The sequence below is a fragment of the Bacillus sp. FSL K6-0138 genome, from assembly GCF_037982765.1.
GTDB classification, from domain to species: Bacteria; Bacillota; Bacilli; order Bacillales; family Bacillaceae; genus Bacillus; species Bacillus glycinifermentans.
Window position 1 is genome coordinate 2,542,440 of record NZ_CP150286.1, and the last position, 16,799, is coordinate 2,559,238.

Annotated in this window: 15 protein-coding genes and 3 pseudogenes; 8 read left to right on the plus strand and 10 right to left on the minus strand. The window is 45.3% G+C overall.

The features are described 5' to 3' along the window. Positions 1-34: 34 nt before the first annotated feature. The 3 genes from MHB78_RS13475 to MHB78_RS13485 form a co-directional block, all read right to left on the minus strand. A complete protein-coding gene (locus tag MHB78_RS13475; RefSeq protein ID WP_046132485.1) occupies positions 35-889 on the minus strand; it encodes an NAD(P)H-binding protein in 855 nt (284 codons plus the stop codon). Between the two features lie 2 nt (positions 890-891). Further along, positions 892-1,329, minus strand: a complete 438-nt coding sequence (locus MHB78_RS13480) for a nuclear transport factor 2 family protein (protein ID WP_046132484.1) — start codon at positions 1,327-1,329, stop codon at positions 892-894. Between the two features lie 110 nt (positions 1,330-1,439). Beyond that, the gene (locus MHB78_RS13485) at positions 1,440-2,024 is read right to left on the minus strand and encodes a TetR/AcrR family transcriptional regulator (RefSeq protein WP_046132483.1); all 585 of its coding nucleotides are present in this window, start codon (positions 2,022-2,024) and stop codon (positions 1,440-1,442) included. 138 nt (positions 2,025-2,162) lie between these two features. Here MHB78_RS13485 and MHB78_RS13490 point away from each other — a divergent pair. The 3 genes and pseudogenes from MHB78_RS13490 to MHB78_RS13500 all read left to right on the plus strand — a co-directional run bounded on the left by MHB78_RS13490 (position 2,163) and on the right by MHB78_RS13500 (position 4,043). Beyond that, positions 2,163-3,424 (plus strand): annotated as a pseudogene (locus MHB78_RS13490) (glycosyl hydrolase family 18 protein). A gap of 123 nt (positions 3,425-3,547) precedes the next feature. Then, positions 3,548-3,748 (plus strand): hypothetical protein, encoded by a 201-nt coding sequence (locus MHB78_RS13495; RefSeq protein WP_046132482.1) that lies wholly within the window; start codon positions 3,548-3,550, stop codon positions 3,746-3,748. Next, a pseudogene (locus MHB78_RS13500) lies at positions 3,745-4,043 on the plus strand (spore coat protein). Before MHB78_RS13495 ends, MHB78_RS13500 begins: the two are co-directional and overlap by 4 nt. Positions 4,044-4,094: 51 nt before the next feature. Here MHB78_RS13500 and MHB78_RS13505 read toward each other — a convergent pair. Together MHB78_RS13505 and MHB78_RS13510 are read right to left on the minus strand one after the other, a co-directional pair. Next, on the minus strand, positions 4,095-5,675 hold the full coding sequence (locus tag MHB78_RS13505) for an APC family permease (protein ID WP_046132481.1): 1,581 nt from the start codon (positions 5,673-5,675) through the stop codon (positions 4,095-4,097). Between the two features lie 470 nt (positions 5,676-6,145). Then, positions 6,146-7,330, minus strand: coding sequence for a macrolide family glycosyltransferase (locus tag MHB78_RS13510; protein WP_046132480.1), 1,185 nt, complete (start codon positions 7,328-7,330; stop codon positions 6,146-6,148). Positions 7,331-7,806: 476 nt separating this feature from the next. Between MHB78_RS13510 and MHB78_RS13515 the strand changes: the two genes are divergently transcribed. Together MHB78_RS13515 and MHB78_RS13520 are read left to right on the plus strand one after the other, a co-directional pair. Beyond that, positions 7,807-8,823, plus strand: coding sequence for a serine hydrolase domain-containing protein (locus tag MHB78_RS13515; RefSeq protein WP_046132479.1), 1,017 nt, complete (start codon positions 7,807-7,809; stop codon positions 8,821-8,823). A 35-nt stretch (positions 8,824-8,858) separates the two neighbouring features. After that, positions 8,859-9,509: a TVP38/TMEM64 family protein gene (locus tag MHB78_RS13520; RefSeq protein WP_046132502.1), complete on the plus strand. Its 651-nt coding sequence runs from the start codon at positions 8,859-8,861 to the stop codon at positions 9,507-9,509. Positions 9,510-9,553: 44 nt separating this feature from the next. Here MHB78_RS13520 and MHB78_RS13525 read toward each other — a convergent pair whose 3' ends face one another. Then, positions 9,554-9,865, minus strand: a complete 312-nt coding sequence (locus MHB78_RS13525; protein ID WP_046132478.1) for a YbjQ family protein — start codon at positions 9,863-9,865, stop codon at positions 9,554-9,556. A gap of 402 nt (positions 9,866-10,267) precedes the next feature. After that, positions 10,268-11,650, minus strand: coding sequence for an MFS transporter (locus tag MHB78_RS13530; protein WP_231947460.1), 1,383 nt, complete (start codon positions 11,648-11,650; stop codon positions 10,268-10,270). A gap of 214 nt (positions 11,651-11,864) precedes the next feature. Here MHB78_RS13530 and MHB78_RS13535 point away from each other — a divergent pair, with 214 nt between their 5' ends. Beyond that, positions 11,865-12,203, plus strand: coding sequence for a hypothetical protein (locus MHB78_RS13535; protein ID WP_046132475.1), 339 nt, complete (start codon positions 11,865-11,867; stop codon positions 12,201-12,203). A 226-nt stretch (positions 12,204-12,429) separates the two neighbouring features. On the opposite strand, the gene MHB78_RS13540 is transcribed toward MHB78_RS13535, so the two are convergent. Then, positions 12,430-13,098: a YoaK family protein gene (locus MHB78_RS13540; protein ID WP_046132474.1), complete on the minus strand. Its 669-nt coding sequence runs from the start codon at positions 13,096-13,098 to the stop codon at positions 12,430-12,432. 170 nt (positions 13,099-13,268) lie between these two features. Beyond that, a complete protein-coding gene (locus MHB78_RS13545) occupies positions 13,269-13,979 on the minus strand; it encodes a DUF421 domain-containing protein (protein WP_046132473.1) in 711 nt (236 codons plus the stop codon). Between the two features lie 141 nt (positions 13,980-14,120). Here MHB78_RS13545 and MHB78_RS13550 point away from each other — a divergent pair, with 141 nt between their 5' ends. Both MHB78_RS13550 and alr read left to right on the plus strand, forming a co-directional pair. Continuing rightward, on the plus strand, positions 14,121-14,402 hold the full coding sequence (locus MHB78_RS13550) for a hypothetical protein (RefSeq protein ID WP_046132472.1): 282 nt from the start codon (positions 14,121-14,123) through the stop codon (positions 14,400-14,402). A 320-nt stretch (positions 14,403-14,722) separates the two neighbouring features. Further along, positions 14,723-15,906: pseudogene (alr, locus tag MHB78_RS13555) on the plus strand (alanine racemase). 190 nt (positions 15,907-16,096) lie between these two features. Here alr and MHB78_RS13560 read toward each other — a convergent pair. Next, positions 16,097-16,273: a hypothetical protein gene (locus MHB78_RS13560; protein WP_046132471.1), complete on the minus strand. Its 177-nt coding sequence runs from the start codon at positions 16,271-16,273 to the stop codon at positions 16,097-16,099. Positions 16,274-16,799 lie beyond the last annotated feature (526 nt).

Here is a 16,799-nt window from a genome sequence, read left to right on the forward strand (position 1 = left end):
AACCGTCCAGTCCTCCATTCATGGGAAGCTCAGATCATATCGTCTTCCAGAAGCTCGCGTGATCCTCGGCAAACGCAGCAAGAGAACGCGGCTTTCTTCCCGTCACGCGCTCGACCGTGCCGGTGATGCGGTCCTCAGCGCCATTCTTAATGTTCTCATCCAAGCCTGCCATAAATCCGGCATAATCCGGCGATAATCCGGCTTTCATCAACCGGTCTCTGAGCGTCTGGCCTGAAATATTGACATGCCGAACCGTACGGCCGACGGCTTTACCGATTACCTCTGCCGCTTCAGAATAGCTTAATGCTTCGGGGCCTGTAATGACATGGTCTGTATTATGCGGAATGTCGTCCATTAATGCGCGCACACCGACTTCAGCAATGTCATCCGCATTAACGAATCCCACCTTTCCCCCGCCTGAAGCAGTGACGATCTCGTTGCTTTTTACAATGGAGTCTCTATGCTGGACATTGATAAAATTTTGCATGAAATAAGAAGGCTTGAGCACCGCCCATTCTGGAGCATGCTCTTTGACCGCCTGGTGCAGCTTCCCGAAGACAGGGCCATCATCGGGGACGATGGCGGCGCTGAGCATGACGATACGCCTGACGCCGGCTGCCAGGGCAAGTTCGATAAACGGCAGCACCACTCCGGAAGGATCATAGACGCCGACCGGCGCTACAAGGTACAGTTTATCAGCGTTTTTCAGCGCCTCCCTGTAAGTCGTTTCATCGTTCCAATCAAAGTACACATGCTCTGCTCCGGCGATCCGGGGTTCTCTCCGGCTTGCAATCCGCACGTTTCCGGCATCCGAAGCGATCAGGCGCTTCGCAATGCGGCCGCCTGTCGTGCCTGTTCCCACGGTTATTAAGATACGCTTCCCGTTCATTTTCACCACTCCTTGTCATCATTTGTGCGAAGAAAGGACTCGGGCTGTCCTCCAAAGGCTTCAATCACAGTCAGCGGATTCCAGTAATCTTTGTAGCGGACAATTTTTCCATTCCTTATTTTAATGAAGCTGATGTATGTCTGGTTGTACGGCAGACCGGTTGCGATGACGGTTCCCTCACATGCAAACTCCGCAAGAGCGATTGTCGGATCAGGCGTTTGATAGACGGCTGGCGGAGTAAAATGCGAAATGTTGATTTTTTCGGGAAAATCCTTGATATAGTCATAAATTGCGGACTTCCCTTCAATTTTTGCAGGAAAACCCGCCGGTGCGTACGGAAATTCAAATACAGCCTCGTCATCCCAAAGCTCAATCCATCGATCCATATCCTTTTCAAGCATCGACTGTACAAATTGTTCCATAATATCCTTAACACTCATGTCATTCACCTCTCCTTTTTAGACTGATCAGTCTAAAATAAATAAAAAAAATGACAGTAACATGGGTAAAGCGGAGCATCCCTTTACCCCCGGTCACTCGAGTTCGGCGATCAATCGAGAACGGATAAGCAGACATCGATCATGTCCTGAAGAACGTCAAAGTCGGACGTTAATTTTGCGTTAAAGGTGAGCGACAGCCGCGTTTGATTCAAAAAGCGGGCCACAGCGAGAAGATCATGGCGGCCATCCTTTAATTCACCTTGTGCTTCCGCCCGGACAAGCGCTTTGTAAAATGCAGCTTCAAGCTCTTTTGTCTGCTTTTGAAAGTACTCGGAAAGCTCCGCATCGTGAGGCATCTGCTCAATCGCGCTGTTGATGATATAGCAGGCTTTGGAACGTTCCGGATCCTTCAGGACGTTCAAGCTTTCCCGAAAGATCTGCCGAATCGAGCGTTTTACTGATCCGGGTCTTTCGAGCATGTCGATGATCTGCGCATTTTTGTCCTCGAGATAGCGCTTCAGGGCCGCTAAAAAAAGACCGCGCTTCGTGCCGAACGTATTGTAAAGGCTTTGCCGCGCAATGCCCAAATGGCCGAGTAAATCCTGAAGTGATGCTCCTTCAAAACCGTATTGCCCAAATACCTCCATTGCTTTATGAAGGACGAGGGCCGTATCGAATTCTTTACTCCTTCCCAACCTGATATCACCTCCCTATCGTATACAATAACCTTTTTAGACCAAACAGTCAAGAATTTTTCCATTCTGAAATGCGGGCATGATCCGTTCGCGGCCATCATAGAAATAGCATATATCAAATCAAGGGAAGTGTGGCAGTTGTTTATTTATACTGTTCGGCCTGGAGATTCTTTGTTTTCCATCGGTTCAGCATTCGGCATTCCGATTGATCAAATCCGATTGACCAACGGCCTGACCGAAACGAATATCGTTCCGGGACAGGCCCTTTTAATCCCGCTTTATACATATACCGTTCAATATGGAGACAATTTTTATTCAATTGCCGACCGGGCATTTGTATCCGCGGCACTTCTGCAACGAACAAACCCGCACATCGCGCCTGCCGCCATGCGCCCAGGCATGAGAATCACGATCCCCGAGTTGCCGAAAAAACCGATCACGGCTTTAGGATACTACGAACTGAGAAACCCTCAATTAGATCAGCAGCTGATCAATGATTTCGCTCCTTACGCCACATACCTGGCGTTTTTTGAATATCATTTTTCAAATGACGGTTCTTTAAATGACATCAATGATTTGCCTGCTGTTCAAACGGCCTGGAGGCGTCGCGTCCCCCCCTCTCATGACGGTAACCAATTTTAACTGAAACAGGCTTCAGCTCGGCGCTGGTTCATCAAGTGCTGAATAACCCCGCAGCCAGAAGAAACCTGATCGGGAACATTGCAGGCACCATTTCTAGAAAAGGGTATGCGGGAGTTAATATTGATTTTGAAAATGTAGCGGCGGAAGACAGGGATTCATTTACCGGTTTTTTGCGCGATCTGAAAGAGCGGCTTAAGCCGTCCGGATACGTATTGACGATTGCCGTGCCGCCGAAAACAAGCGAGGATATTCCCTGGTTACGAGGCTATGACTACGGCGGAATCGGCTCGGTGGCCGATCTGCTGTTTATCATGGCTTACGACTGGCATCACGGGGCAAGTGAGCCCGGCCCTGTTGCACCGATCAATGAAGTAAGGCAAACCATACAATTTTCCCTCAGCCGGGTGCCAAAACATAAAATCATTCTCGGGTTTCCGCTTTACGGCTATAACTGGACTCTTCCGTACCAGCCCGGCGTCACCTATCCGGGAAATTCAAATCTTGATGCGATTCGGCTTGCCATGCGGCATCAAGCTCCGATTCAATATGCGAAAGAATATGAATCCCCGTTTTTCGAATATACCGATGAACAAGGCAAAAGACATGTTGTTTGGTTTGAAGACTCGCGGAGCATCGGCAAAAAAATGCTCCTGATGCGGGAGTATGACCTTGACGGCGGAGGCGTATGGCAGCTGACGCTTCATTTTCCGCAAGGGACATGGCTGCTGACGAAATTCTTCCGCGTGCGCAAGGCTTAGCAGGAAATGCCTAAATCCAAATCGATAAGTAAAAAATTGCAAGCTGAAAAACCGAATAAATTAACGCGATAACCCCAAAATATACTGCGAATACCAAACTTAATACGAAAGGAATGTTTTTCTTTGAACAACGCGATTCACGAAACGCTGGAACTCCACGAACTTCTGATGTTCAAAAATCTTTGCCTGACAAAGTCGTCAACGATGACAGGACTTGTAAAAGATCAGGAACTTCGAGACATTCTCGAACGGGACGCTTCTCAAACAAAACATCAGATCGAGCATTTGCAAGGGTTGCTGTCAGCAAGGGGTGAAAACCTATGAACGAATTCATCCAAAACATGACCGGAATGGGAGCAATGACTGAACAGGTGATTGCAACTGATTTTTTAATTACGGCGAAAACGGGCGTTAGAAACATTGCAACCGCCCTTACAGAAACAACCTCCCCTGAAGTAAGAGCGACGCTGCAGCAATATTTAAACGACGCGATTGATACGCACGAGCAAATCACAAATTATATGATATCAAAAGGGTACTACCATCCGGCCGACTTATCGGCACAAATTAACATGGATATGAATCTTCTGAAACGGCAAAAGATTTGCCTCAAATGTAGCATAAAAAGAACCTGCAGTTTCCGGCAGGTTCCTTTTTTAATCCATGAAACTTATACCTGTTCTTCTTTTTTCTCATCATAATCGATGACGGCCTCAGGCAGTGCCGTATATTTTGCCCAGTAAAATACGGCGATTGAACCGACGGCAATCAGGATCAAATCATACGGTGTCCTCAATACGCCGAGGCCGAGGCCGAAATTGCCCAAATAGGAAAAGATCAGGAGCATTATATAGTAGCCGACAAGCCACCACGAAGAGGCGAGCTGCTGTGCGAACGGCACCTTGTCTGTCGGTACGAATTTTATGCAAGCCCAATAAATGACAAACATTACAAGCTGGGAACCGAGCAGCCACGAAACCGTATTCCATCCCGACCAGTAGACGATGTATGAAGCAAAGATGAAAGAAATCGGCGCAATGACCGCCATTCCTTTAATTTTGAGGGGCTTTTCGACATGCTTTGCATTGACGGTCAAAGCCGCCGCTGATACCGGAGCAATCGCATAGGAAAGGATCAATGCAACCGAACAAACATTGACGAGCGCATCCCAAGACGGAAACGGCAGCGTCCAGAAAACGGCCAGCCCAAAAGACAGCCATAAAGACGGCCTTGGAATTCCGGTCGGCTTGTTCATCTTCTTAAACACGCGAAACAGCGTGCCGTTCCGCGCCCATGCATACACTAAACGGGAAGTCGTATTCATAAAAATATTCCCGTTCCCGCCCGGAGACAAAATGGCGTCAAGTACAACCAGGGTCGCAAGCCATCCCAGCCCAAGCAAAACGGCGATATCTTTAAACGGCAGAGAAAATTCCTTGCCAATCGCCTTCCAGCCGTCTTCAAGCATATCGGTCGGAATCGCGCCGATAAACACCACTTGCAAAATCGTATAAACACAAGCTGAAACGATAATGCATATGATCAAGGCGACCGGAATATTCCGCTGCGGGTTTTTCACTTCGCTTGCAACCGAAACGATCGGATGAAGACCGAGATACGCGAACATGACGCCGCCTGTCGAAATGGATGCCTGAACGCCGGCAAAACCAAACGGGGAAAAATCCCCTGTTGCGAAATTGGCCGCTTTAAAATGAAACATAAGAACGACAATGATTGTCAGCGGGACAACATATTTAAAAATAGATATGATCAAATTGGATTTGGCAAATGCTTTTACACTCCAATAATTGAGCAAAAAGAACAGGCACAATAAAGCAAATTGCAAAAGCCAGCCGATGATCGTCGGTGATTCAGACCCCTTTATCGTCAAGCCGGGAAACCAATAGGCCACATACTGTCGGACAGCCGTTACTTCAATCGAAATCAGGCTCGTATACGCAACGATCGTAATGAAGGAAATTAAATAGCCGACAAGGTGGCCGTGCGTATAAACCGGGTAGCGGATAATCCCTCCCGTACGCGGCAAAGCGGCGCCTAGCTCAGCATACACGAGACCGATCAACAGGATGATCACCCCTCCGATAATCCAGGAAAAGCTTCCCGCCGGACCCGCTTTTGATGCGACATTGCTGACGGCAAACAGCCAGGCTGAACCGAATATCGCTCCCATACCGATCAATATAAGATCAAGCAATGTCATCGTTTTTTTGAATTTGCCCTGTTTTGACATAATGCTTCCTCCCAGTCAGTACGTTCTAAAAAGTGACACATGAATAGATGTAGTATGTTCAAAATGTGGCACTGTATACTTCTTAGCCTCTTTCTGACTTCGTTAAACAACAGGCGGTCTTTAAGATGCTTCTGCGCGATGACAAAAGCCCTGGTTCGCCGGGAGGACAAGACGAATAGCGGGGTATAAAAGGAGGTTTTGCTAAAAGAGAACCCGGATTTGCTGCAACATAAGACAATACGATTTATTTACTTAAACCGGGCAAGTGAATGGTTGTATCCTTTTGATGATGCCGGCCGGGTCACTCAGGCCATGCAGAGACAAAAGCGGTTTCTGCGAAGTTATTAAACCATCCGGCGATCGCCGCTTCGGTCAGCATTTTTTCAAAACCATGAAAGCCGCCAGAAGGCAGCAGAAAAAATCAAGGGGAACCCGAAAGGTCCCCCCCAGAAATATGATTGTTTACATAATTATTTTACAGTCAACAATTTGAAAAACGCTTCGATTTCATCGGCGGCTTTTTCCGCTCCCCCTGCTTCCCTGATGTTCTTTTGCATGTCCTTTACCCGGTTCAGCATTTGTGCGTCATCGTCAACTTTGGAAACGGCTTCCTGCAAGGAGCGAACAGTTGTTTCCTCTGGCTGCAGGTGCTTTCCAAGCCCGAGCTCTTCCACGCGGCGGGCCGTGATTTCCTGTTCCGGCATTTGCGGAATGACGACGAGCGGAACGCCTGCATTCAATGCTTCCATCGTACTGTTCATTCCCCCGTGGCTGATGAACAGCTTTGCTTTTTTAAGGATTTCAAGCTGCGGAACATGCTGATGAATCGATATGTTTTCAGGTACGTCTTTGAAGCTTTCGGGATCGATCGTCCTTCCAACCGACATAATGACCTGCCACTTCGTATCCCTGAACGCTTCGATGCACATCTCATAGAACTCAGGCCAGGCATTGAAGGCTGTCCCCAGTGAAATCAGCATGACAGGGCGGCCGTCATCCTTGACAAGCGGTATGTCTTTTTCCTGGAATTTACGCTCGGCAAGAGACGGACCGACAAACCGGAAGCGTTCGTCAAACGTATCACCGTATGGCTGAAAAGCGCGCGGCATAAAGACAATATTAAGGTTTGCCGGCTGAAATATTTCTTCAAAATACGGAATATTGGCATTATTCAAGTCAGGAAGCTGTTCTGCGTTCTTTCCCATTTGAATCGTTTCCGCCATCGCCCTGAAGTGAAAATGGTCGTTCTGGGCGTATGTCGAGCAAAGCCGAACTGCTTTCACCCCAAATTTTTCCGCCATGATCTTCCCTGCCATCGCCATAAAGTCAAAAATGACGAGGTCCGGCCGGTCATTTTCATAAAACGCTTCCAGCTGAGGAAGAACTTCGTCAACTTCTTTTTTAAACATTTCCGGCATCTGTTGTGCCGTTTCTTTATTTTTCATCACTTCCCGAATTTGGCGAGGATCGATATTTAAGGTTGAACGGTATTGAAGCGGTTTTGCCCCCGTTTCTTCAATAGCAGTTGTGAATTCTTCCGTGACTGGATACGTCACCCGGTACCCCCGCTCAACAAGTTTTTTCGTCAAAGCCAGTGTCGGATTAATATGTCCATGAGCCGGAATATTGAAGATGGCGATATGTTTTTGTTCCATTTTATTACCTCCCGCAATGTTTTAAGCCTGCAGCTGAAGCGCCGCATCGAAAGGCTTCTTCCAATACATAGTAATGAACATATTATAGATAATAAAGGAAAAACCCTTCAAAATTAAAGTAAAATTAAAAAATACTAATATAGTCCTTTTCTCAAGAAATAAAAGGAGGATCTTTAGACTCATCTCCGGGCGCAACCTCGACTTTCTTCCTCATTTCGTTACTGCCGCCTTATATTTGTTTCATTTTAGATAAAAAAGGCACCTGGGAAACAGCCAAATCGTCTCCCAAGTGCCAACACTATTTTGTCATAATTTTGTTTCATTTTACTTAAATTTAGCTTAAATTATACCGAGAAATATGGAAAATCTCCGAAAATTTTTATAATGTTATGTTTGGCGCGCCCAGCTATTTACATTCCTTTTCAACATACCGTTTTCTACTTAATGAATTATAGAATATGAGAGGATTGGTTTTATTGGAATATACAGCAGATCATCTCGATGCCTATTTAATGGAACAAGCATCCAAAAATCATTTTAATGGCAGCATCCTGCTGGCCGACCGCAATGGCGTGATTTTGTCCAAAGGCTACGGATACTCCAATTACAAGGATAAAATGAAAAACGGGCCGGCATCACGCTATCAAATCGCTTCTTTGACAAAACAGTTTACCGCTATTGCAGTCATGCAGCTGCAAGAAAAAGGGCTGCTGAGCACAACAGACCCCATTCGATTCTATTTGCCCGACTATCCAAACGGCGACAGGATCACCATCAAACATTTATTAAGCCATACATCAGGTATTCCGGACTTTTTGGGGGAAGAACTGCTCGATATCGAATTAGAGCTTTCTCCACTCGACCGATACATCTCCTGCTTTATGGAAAAACCGCTCGAATTCAATCCGGGCCAAAGGTTTAATTACAGCAATTCGGGCTATATCCTGCTCGCTAAAATCATCGAAACCGTCACAGGCGATTCTTATGCAAACAACATTCAACAGTTGATACTTGATCCGTTAGGCATGGAAAACTCGGGGTTTTTCACGTCGCCGGAAGATATTTTCCCGACAGTCGGTTATCTAGCCCTCAACCGTGGATCGGTACAAGCCCCCATCATATACGGTCATGGGGAAAGCGGGCTTTACTCGACTGTCGAAGACTTGTATTTGTGGGACCGGGCGCTGTATACTGAGAAGTTGGTGACGAAAAAATCGCTGAAAGAAGCCTTGTACAGCTGTATCAACAAGCCGGCTTTTGTAAGCGAAGGTCCGCTAGACGCGCTCGTTCAAAACAATTGGATCGGATACGGGTGGTTCATTAATAAACAAAATAAGCATAAAATTTGGCATGACGGTGAAGTCCACGGTTTTATCAGCTCGATCAACCGTTACATGGATCAAAAGAAGGTTCTCATCATGCTCAGCAATTGCAATTTGTCAAAAGCCGATGACATCTTGGCTTATCTGGAAAGCGCTTTGTTAAAGATGTAACGTAAATTGTGAAGAGAGGCAGCGAAACAATCGGAATGGTAAAAAAACTACTCAGCATCGCTATGATGATTGCCATCATCATAATCGGTTTTTTACATAAAGAAGCCTGGCTTGAAATGATCAAAGCAGGCGGAAGCTATTCGGTCGCATTCAGCATCCTGCTTATGGCGGCCTGCGCCTTTTTCCCTGTCGTTCCGTTTGCCATCACCGCCGGCATGAACGGTGCGGTTTTCGGAATCGGAAGCGGCCTTATGATTACGTTATCAGGATCGATGCTCGGCACGATGCTGCTTTTCTTTCTGTCCCGTTACGGATTCAGGGACTGGGCAAGAAAAAAGGCCTCAAAATTCCCGAAAATCGGTGAGTATGAAGGCTATTTTAACGAGAATGCCTTTACCGCCGTGCTTACGGGCAGGCTGATCCCCGTCATTCCTGCGGTTGTCATGAATACGGTCTGCGGATTGAGCAACATCAAATGGGCGGTCTTTTTTGCCGCTTCAACGCTGGGAAAAATCCCAAACGCTCTCATCATATCGATTGCCGGCGCCAATTTCGGCAAACATAAGCTGCTTTCCTTCGGCATCTACGGCATATACATGATGATCATCATGATCATCATCTATCGAAAATATCCCCAGCTTTTCACAGGCCGCAAAGGATCGGAACAGTCGGAGAAAACGCCTTGATATAAGGCGTTTTAAGGACTGCCTGCTCCTGATACTCCGAAAGTTTAATCAATGATGACAGCCGTTCCATACCCGATTAATTCAGAGGTACCCTGTCCTGCAGAGAGTTCAAACCTTAACCCGGCGATCGCATTTGCTCCCGATTCCTCCGCCTGCTTCACCATGCGTTCTTTCACCATTCTCTTCGATTCCTCAAGCATTTCTGTATAATTTTTCAGTTCTCCGCCAATCATAGATTTCAAACCTGACAAAATATCTTTTCCGATGTTTCTCGATTGAACAACGCTCGCTGTGACGATTCCCTTAACCTCTTGTATGTTATGACCCGCGATCGTATCCGTTGTCACGATAAGCATATGGTCTCCTCCTGTGCCGTACAATTTTTAATCTATGAATCATATCGGACAGATTTTAAAAATGTTGAGATGATTTTCCTGAAAATTCGCAGAAAAATCCTTTAAAAAGAAAAGCTTTCACCTCATTTCCTGCAACAAAAATATCTCATCTGATGAAATTACCCCATGCACTACTATTTAAAGGGATCACTTCAAGCGGTCAAAGCAGTTGTCCGCCATCTGACATGACGAGATCCATCGGGCTCCCGGTGATACCAGCAGCCCGACTTTTGAAGGTTAATGATGCAGAAGCCGTCCCCAGCCGCTGCAATGAAGCTGTTTTTTTTTCATGAATGCGTCCCCTCCCAAGCACGCTAAAAAGCGGCCGGGTCATATTACAAACCCAGCCGCTCAAGCAAAAATTCAACGTTTTTTCCGTCTGCCAGTCAGTACATACAGCAAGCCGCCCGCCAGCACAAAAGCTGTGAAAAGGAACAGCATATAACTGAACTTCCCTGCCTTTTCGTGTCCCATTGCCGGAAGGAACGGAATGTCAAACTCCGGAATTGTCAGCAGGCCGCCGACAAAGGCGATGCCGATTCCTTCAGATAGGAAGCAGGCGAAATTCAGGATTCCCATGCCTGCCCCGGCTTCCTCTTCCTTCAAAGTTTCTGAGGCACTGCTGGAAATTACCGTTTTGATAAACGAGAGGCCGCAAAACGTGGACACAAGCAGCGCGGTCATGACCCACGGCGCCCGATCGCCGATTTGCGATGCGGCGACAAAGCTTGCCGCAATAAGTGTTATTCCGAGAGAAAACACCGGACGATTGCCGAACCGATCTACCAATGCACCGCTTAGGAAACCGAAAAAGATGACGCCGATCGTTCCGGGAAATATAATTCCGCCTCCAATCGTATCGGCACTCATATGGTATACGGCTCTCATCATATAAGGCACCATTGAGATAAACCCGGCAACGGTTCCCAATAATATGCATCCTGACAAAACGATCACGACAAACATTCGATTTGAAAATAAAGACGGCTCGATAAAAGGATGTTTTACCCGGCGGATGTAAAACGCAAATCCGCAGAGCGCCAGAACGCCTGCCGCGATATAGACTGCGCGGTATTGTGCGGTAAACAGCGCAAACATCACAATGCCGAACGACAGCAGGCATATCCCCAGAACGTCCATGCTTCGTTTCGAGACCGCTTCATCAGAAAGCCTCCTGGAAAAGTAAGGAACAGACAAGAGTACTGCCATCGGCGGGAGAAAGAGAAATGACCAATGAATATAATGGGCGATCATTCCCCCGATCGCCGGACCGGCGCCTTCCCCCGCCGCCACCAATGAACCGACGATTCCAAACGATTTTCCGCGGTCTTCTGAACAAACAAAGCGCGTGATCATCACCATGATCAGCGCAGGCACGGCCGATGCGCCGGCGCCCTGCAAAAAGCGCGCGAAAATGACGGCCGGAAAATATGCGTGTGCAAGCATGCAAAATAAAGAGCCGGCTCCATATGTCATGAGGCCGATGAGAAGCGGTCTTTTTAAACCGTACATATCGGAAATTCTGCTGTAAATGATCGAGCCGACGGCAAACGAAAGGATGAAGCTTGTATTCACCCAGCCGGCCGCGGATGGCTGCACGCCAAAATCCGCTGCAATGTCGGGCAATGCGACATTAAATACGGTCTCGTTCATGACGCTGAAAAACGCGACAAAGCTAAGCCAGCCAAACGCTGTTTTTCCCTGATGAACGGATTTTTCCGTCTCTGAATATAAATCCTTTTCCACCAAAATGATACCCCCGCATGTCAGGGGGAATCACGCAGTTTATAGGGCAGATGATGCGCTTCCCCCCTTAGTTTGTACCCCGATTGTTTTTCTGCACTTCATAAAAACGCCTCCTTATTTAGGATGTTCTCATTATATACCAAATCAAGAATTGTGCATCTATGTATCTTTATTTTTATTCTTTCGACTATATATGGTGGAAGGAGATAGAATGATGAAAAAAACGCTGTTTTTGTGGATGTTTATATTATTATCGCTCGGCTTGTTTCTATTTTACAGTTTTAAAAGTTCCGCCGCTGAATCGGCATTCCCAGTACCATTGTTCGCCAAAATCAAGGAAACGAACGAATACGAGAAGGGGAAAATAGCGGTTGCATATACCTACTTTCCGGCTAAAGAAGAAAACGGTCCGAGCCCGGTTTACCTGATGAAAATCGCGGAGCAGGGCTGGCATCATCTCGAACAAACGGGCCTTGCTGGAACGTACGAAAAGAACGGGAAGACCGTCACACTTATTTACGGCACCGGAGAATTGACGGTAATACAGGAATAGGCCGCGTTAATAAACGAATGGTGTCAATGTGTTGCTCGACGTTTTCAGTTTGATATTGAGGCATAAATGATGACAAGCGCAACAAGGCCGCCATCACAATCGATAATCAAAAGGTATGATCGTTTATGTTTTGTCATCTGTGAAGTCCCGAAAAGCCCCTTCCCTCTTGGTGTGGCTTTTCGGGGCAACCTCGGCCGGCTTCATCCCGTACAAAGCATGTTTATTTTCAAACCCCTCTAAACTTGATTCCCGCTGTGATAACGATCCAGAGAATGATGACGATCGGAATCCATACCACCGCAAATGAATAAGCCGGTTCGGCAACCGCAGCAATGACGGCTCCGAGACAATACAGCACGATCGTTAAAGCGCGGAGCAGTGCATCTGTATGTAAAATGTTTTGCTTTTTTTTGCTAAAAAACCGTCCGCTTATATCTTCGAAAAAGTTGGCCAGCGTCCCGGTTAAGACAGTTGTTGAAATACCGGCGATACCGAGCTTTCTAGCCGCAGTTGTCTGAAGCCCCATCGCAATGCTGAGCAGTATAATCAATATGTCTGCTGACGTTTGCAATGATGACAGACATGCAAACAGAAGCAAAACGCCCCCCTCGACAATTAGCGCTGTCGTTACGGATGACGGCCAGAAGGATTTTTCCTGTTTACCGGCTATCAAAGACGCAATGATTACGCCGATGATGAAGCCGAGCAATGCGATGAGAGAATACATGGCGGTTTTTTGGAGAGAGTTTCCGAGGGCCAGTCCGAGCAGTACGATATTCCCAGTCATGTTGGCGGTAAAGACGTGGCCGATGCTTAAGTACCCTATTACATCTACTATCCCTGCGGTCAAACAGAGAAGCAAAAGCATGATGTAGCGATAATACGCAGCTTTCAATGTGATTCCATCCTTTCTAAACAGACCTTTCGGCATGATCAGCGAAACGGGGAATCGGCGGAAGACACGATATTCTCCGCCGATTCATTCATTTGCTTTTTTCACACGAGTACCATTTTACCATAATGATGACCGTATCGGGCCGAAAGAAACCAGCTAGGGATGTAACCTTACTCTTTATCAACCGGGAATTGGATATGGTCTTTGTATGTATCGATATAAACTTTTCCATTAGGCAATAAGACTGCGTAAAATACTTCTTCCAATGCGGTGTTTTGTTTTTGCAGTTCAGACATGAGCCATGATTCGGTAAGCTGATTTTCTTTCATATTGTCCTTCTTAATTTTCCGGTCCATGATCAATTCGATCGGAAGCTTCGATTCAGGTGCAGCCGAAAGCCATAAATCCTGTTTTGTCACCTGCCGGAACTGCGGTTTTTTTAGTACGGTTAATTCGCCGTTAGTCTCGATAATGGCAAAGAGCACTTCTTCAATATTGAAAATATCTTTTTCCCTGAGCTGCTGATTCAGATAGTCCGCGGTGTAGCGCATGCTGCGCATATTTTTTTCGAGAATTTTTCCGTTTTGAATCACCACTGTCGGATCACCCGCAAAAAACGTCCGGCTTTTTTGGCTCCACATCGAGATGTACGCTGTCGCCAAAATGACGCCCACAAACATAAAAAAAGCTATTACATGGTGGTGGATTTTAATATTGGAATTGAAAGTCAAATTCGCGGTAATCGCTCCGAGCGTGATCGATGCGATGAAATCGAAAATATTCATTTGCGAAATCGTTTGTTTCCCTAGCAGTTTTGATCCCGCCAATAAAATCGCAAAAGCAATAACCGCCCGAATAATGAGATCGATATATTCGTTCACAGGTTTCACCCCATCTTTTGGATAGACACTACAACCAGTCTGGACACCGGAAAAAAAATATATACTGTCGGCCGTCCCAGCGGAAAAATTGAAATATTTCCTGTTCAAAAAGGAATACTATTTCGTGAGGTGGTGCTTTTTATGGATTTCCCGATTATACATACGAATGTATGGGATGCTGTTACAGCGGTACCAATTATCATCTTCATAACACAGCTCATCAAAATCTTTTTAAAGGTTCCAAAAAAGTATGTGCCTACAGTTTCCCTGGCTCTCGGTTTGATTATATCTGTCTGCATCAGCCATCGGCACAGCCTCATAGCCGGTATCTTTATGGGCGGTTTCTACGGCTATGCCGCTATCGGATCGTATGCATCGCTGAAAACAACGGTTACATCGTTTCGGAACCAAAGCCGGACATAACAGCGTACGACTTAGAAAAGATTGTTTTTGCAAGAAGCCTCCCTCATGCATGATTCACAATAGATGTTACCAATAAACTTTACCCGCGGCCTTCTAGCTATTTTCATATGAAGGCTAATGAATAACGAACACATCAACTTAGGCTGATGATTTTTGCTCAGATGTTTTTTCAGTCATATTACAGGGCATCGATGAGATCCTCTCATATATCATGGGTTTACTGTTGAATGATTTCAGCTAAAGTTGAATAAAAATTAGATTAAGAGAGACCCTACCATTGATGTCAGTGAGTTTTACTATTTTATAGGAAGGAATCGTTGATGAATAAGCTTTGCCGAGAAGTTTGGATCGAAGTCAATCTTGATGCGATAAAAAAAATTTACGAGCGATTCGCCACCATATTCCAAATAAGAGCAAAATTATGGCCGTTGTAAAAGCGAACGCTTATGGTCACGGGTCGGTAGAAGTGGCGCGCCATGCACTGGAACACGGGGCGAGTGAGCTTGCTGTAGCCAGTGTGGAGGAAGGAATCGTTTTACGAAAAGCGGGAATTACAGCGCCTATCCTTGTACTTGGTTTTACATCCCTTAGTTGTGTGAAGAAGTCAGCGGCTTGGAATATAACATTATCAGCATTTCAGGTTGATTGGATTAAAGAAGCAAACGAGATATTGGAAAAAGAAGCGAGCGCTAACCGGCTGGCTGTTCATATTAACGTGGATACCGGCATGGGCCGATTAGGTGTACGCACTAAAGAAGAACTTTTAGCAGTAGTGAAAGCGCTAAAGGCAAGCGAATTCCTCAAGTGGACAGGGATCTTTACACATTTTTCAACAGCTGATGAACCGGACACAACACTCACCAAACTGCAGCACGAAAAATTTATCAGTTTTCTCAGCTTTTTAAAAAAACAGGGCATTGAGCTGCCCACCGTCCATATGTGCAACACGGCTGCAGCCATCGCTTTCCCGGAGTTTAGCGCTGATATGATTCGTTTAGGTATAGGCTTATATGGGTTATATCCTTCAACATATATCAAGCAGCTAGGCCTTGTTAAGCTTGAGCCTGCATTAAGTTTAAAGGCGCGCATCGCTTATGTGAAAACCATGCGGACAGAACCCCGAACCGTCAGCTATGGTGCTACATATGTCGCAGAACCTAATGAAGTAATTGCTACGCTCCCGATCGGCTATGCTGACGGCTATTCCCGTGCCCTTTCCAATCGCGGATTTGTTCTTCATCGCGGAAAACGAGTGCCAGTGGCGGGAAGAGTAACAATGGATATGATCATGGTCAGTTTAGGAGAGAACGGTGAAGGTAAACAAGGAGAAGAAGTCGTGATTTACGGTAAGCAAAAAGGAGCCGAGATTTCCGTTGATGAAGTCGCTGAAATGCTTAACACGATTAACTATGAAATCGTCTCTACATTAAGCCGCCGCATCCCCCGTTTTTTTATAAGGGATGGCGAGATTATGAAGGTGTCAACTCCAGTACTATACGTGTAGATATTTGTAGAGTTATTTTTGCAGATGCGAGGTTGTACGTTAAAATCCCTCTTTTATTCAAAATCAAGATCCCTTCCCTAGAGGGGGTTTTGCTTTTGAATAGAACAAAATCACTTCGAGTATAAATCATAACTTATAAAATGTGTCAGGCATCCTTACTTTTCTTGTAATTCCCTCCTCATATTACACTTTACGAATCAGAATTACTAAATACTTGCTTTACTTTATAAGCAATTGCAGCGAGGTATAAAATTGCAATAAACACAAATACTCCAGTTCCAAAATCAGTTTTTGATACTAAATAAAGACCTATTACACCGAAAATAATGTACATCACAATATCAAAAATAATTTTCTTGTTGTTCATTAAGTTCACCCCGTTTAGCAATTGATTCTCGGTGCATATTTGATTACAACCGGAGAATCTTAAATTTTTACATATACGCAAAATAAAACTATATCCTTCGGGATAATTATTTAAAATTTTTAAACACATTAACCCTAACATGTTTCTTTATGGATTTACATAAAAATTCGAATAATTGAGTTAATTTTCCTAATGAATACTTTGTTTTTTTGTCACCACCCAAGACTATCCATTCATTTTTTTAAAGTTTAGTCCATAGCTCATTTCAGCCCTTTTCTTTCTCTATACGACCTCCCTTACAGATTTGTTATAAACGATGCTTATCAGCTTAAATTTTCTTTAAAATCTTATGAAATTCCTATCATTGTAAATAACTTTCTTTTATACTCTCTTATACGACTAAAAGATGTAATATGAGAACACTGACAAAACTGATGGTTGGGACATTATTTATCATTGATTCTATTGTTTCTTTATTCTATGTCATGTCTCTGTCTCAATGGAATAGCACCAAGAAGTCAGGTTA

Coding starts and splice junctions, on each gene's coding strand:
- MHB78_RS13550 (WP_046132472.1), top strand. CDS start 14,121: ATGGATTTCCCGATTATACATACGAATGTATGGGATGCTGTTACAGCG.
- MHB78_RS13480 (WP_046132484.1), bottom strand. CDS start 1,329: ATGAGTGTTAAGGATATTATGGAACAATTTGTACAGTCGATGCTTGAA.
- MHB78_RS13525 (WP_046132478.1), bottom strand. CDS start 9,865: ATGCTTATCGTGACAACGGATACGATCGCGGGTCATAACATACAAGAG.
- MHB78_RS13520 (WP_046132502.1), top strand. CDS start 8,859: ATGGTAAAAAAACTACTCAGCATCGCTATGATGATTGCCATCATCATA.
- MHB78_RS13560 (WP_046132471.1), bottom strand. CDS start 16,273: ATGAACAACAAGAAAATTATTTTTGATATTGTGATGTACATTATTTTC.
- MHB78_RS13535 (WP_046132475.1), top strand. CDS start 11,865: ATGAAAAAAACGCTGTTTTTGTGGATGTTTATATTATTATCGCTCGGC.
- MHB78_RS13475 (WP_046132485.1), bottom strand. CDS start 889: ATGAACGGGAAGCGTATCTTAATAACCGTGGGAACAGGCACGACAGGC.
- MHB78_RS13505 (WP_046132481.1), bottom strand. CDS start 5,675: ATGTCAAAACAGGGCAAATTCAAAAAAACGATGACATTGCTTGATCTT.
- MHB78_RS13510 (WP_046132480.1), bottom strand. CDS start 7,330: ATGGAACAAAAACATATCGCCATCTTCAATATTCCGGCTCATGGACAT.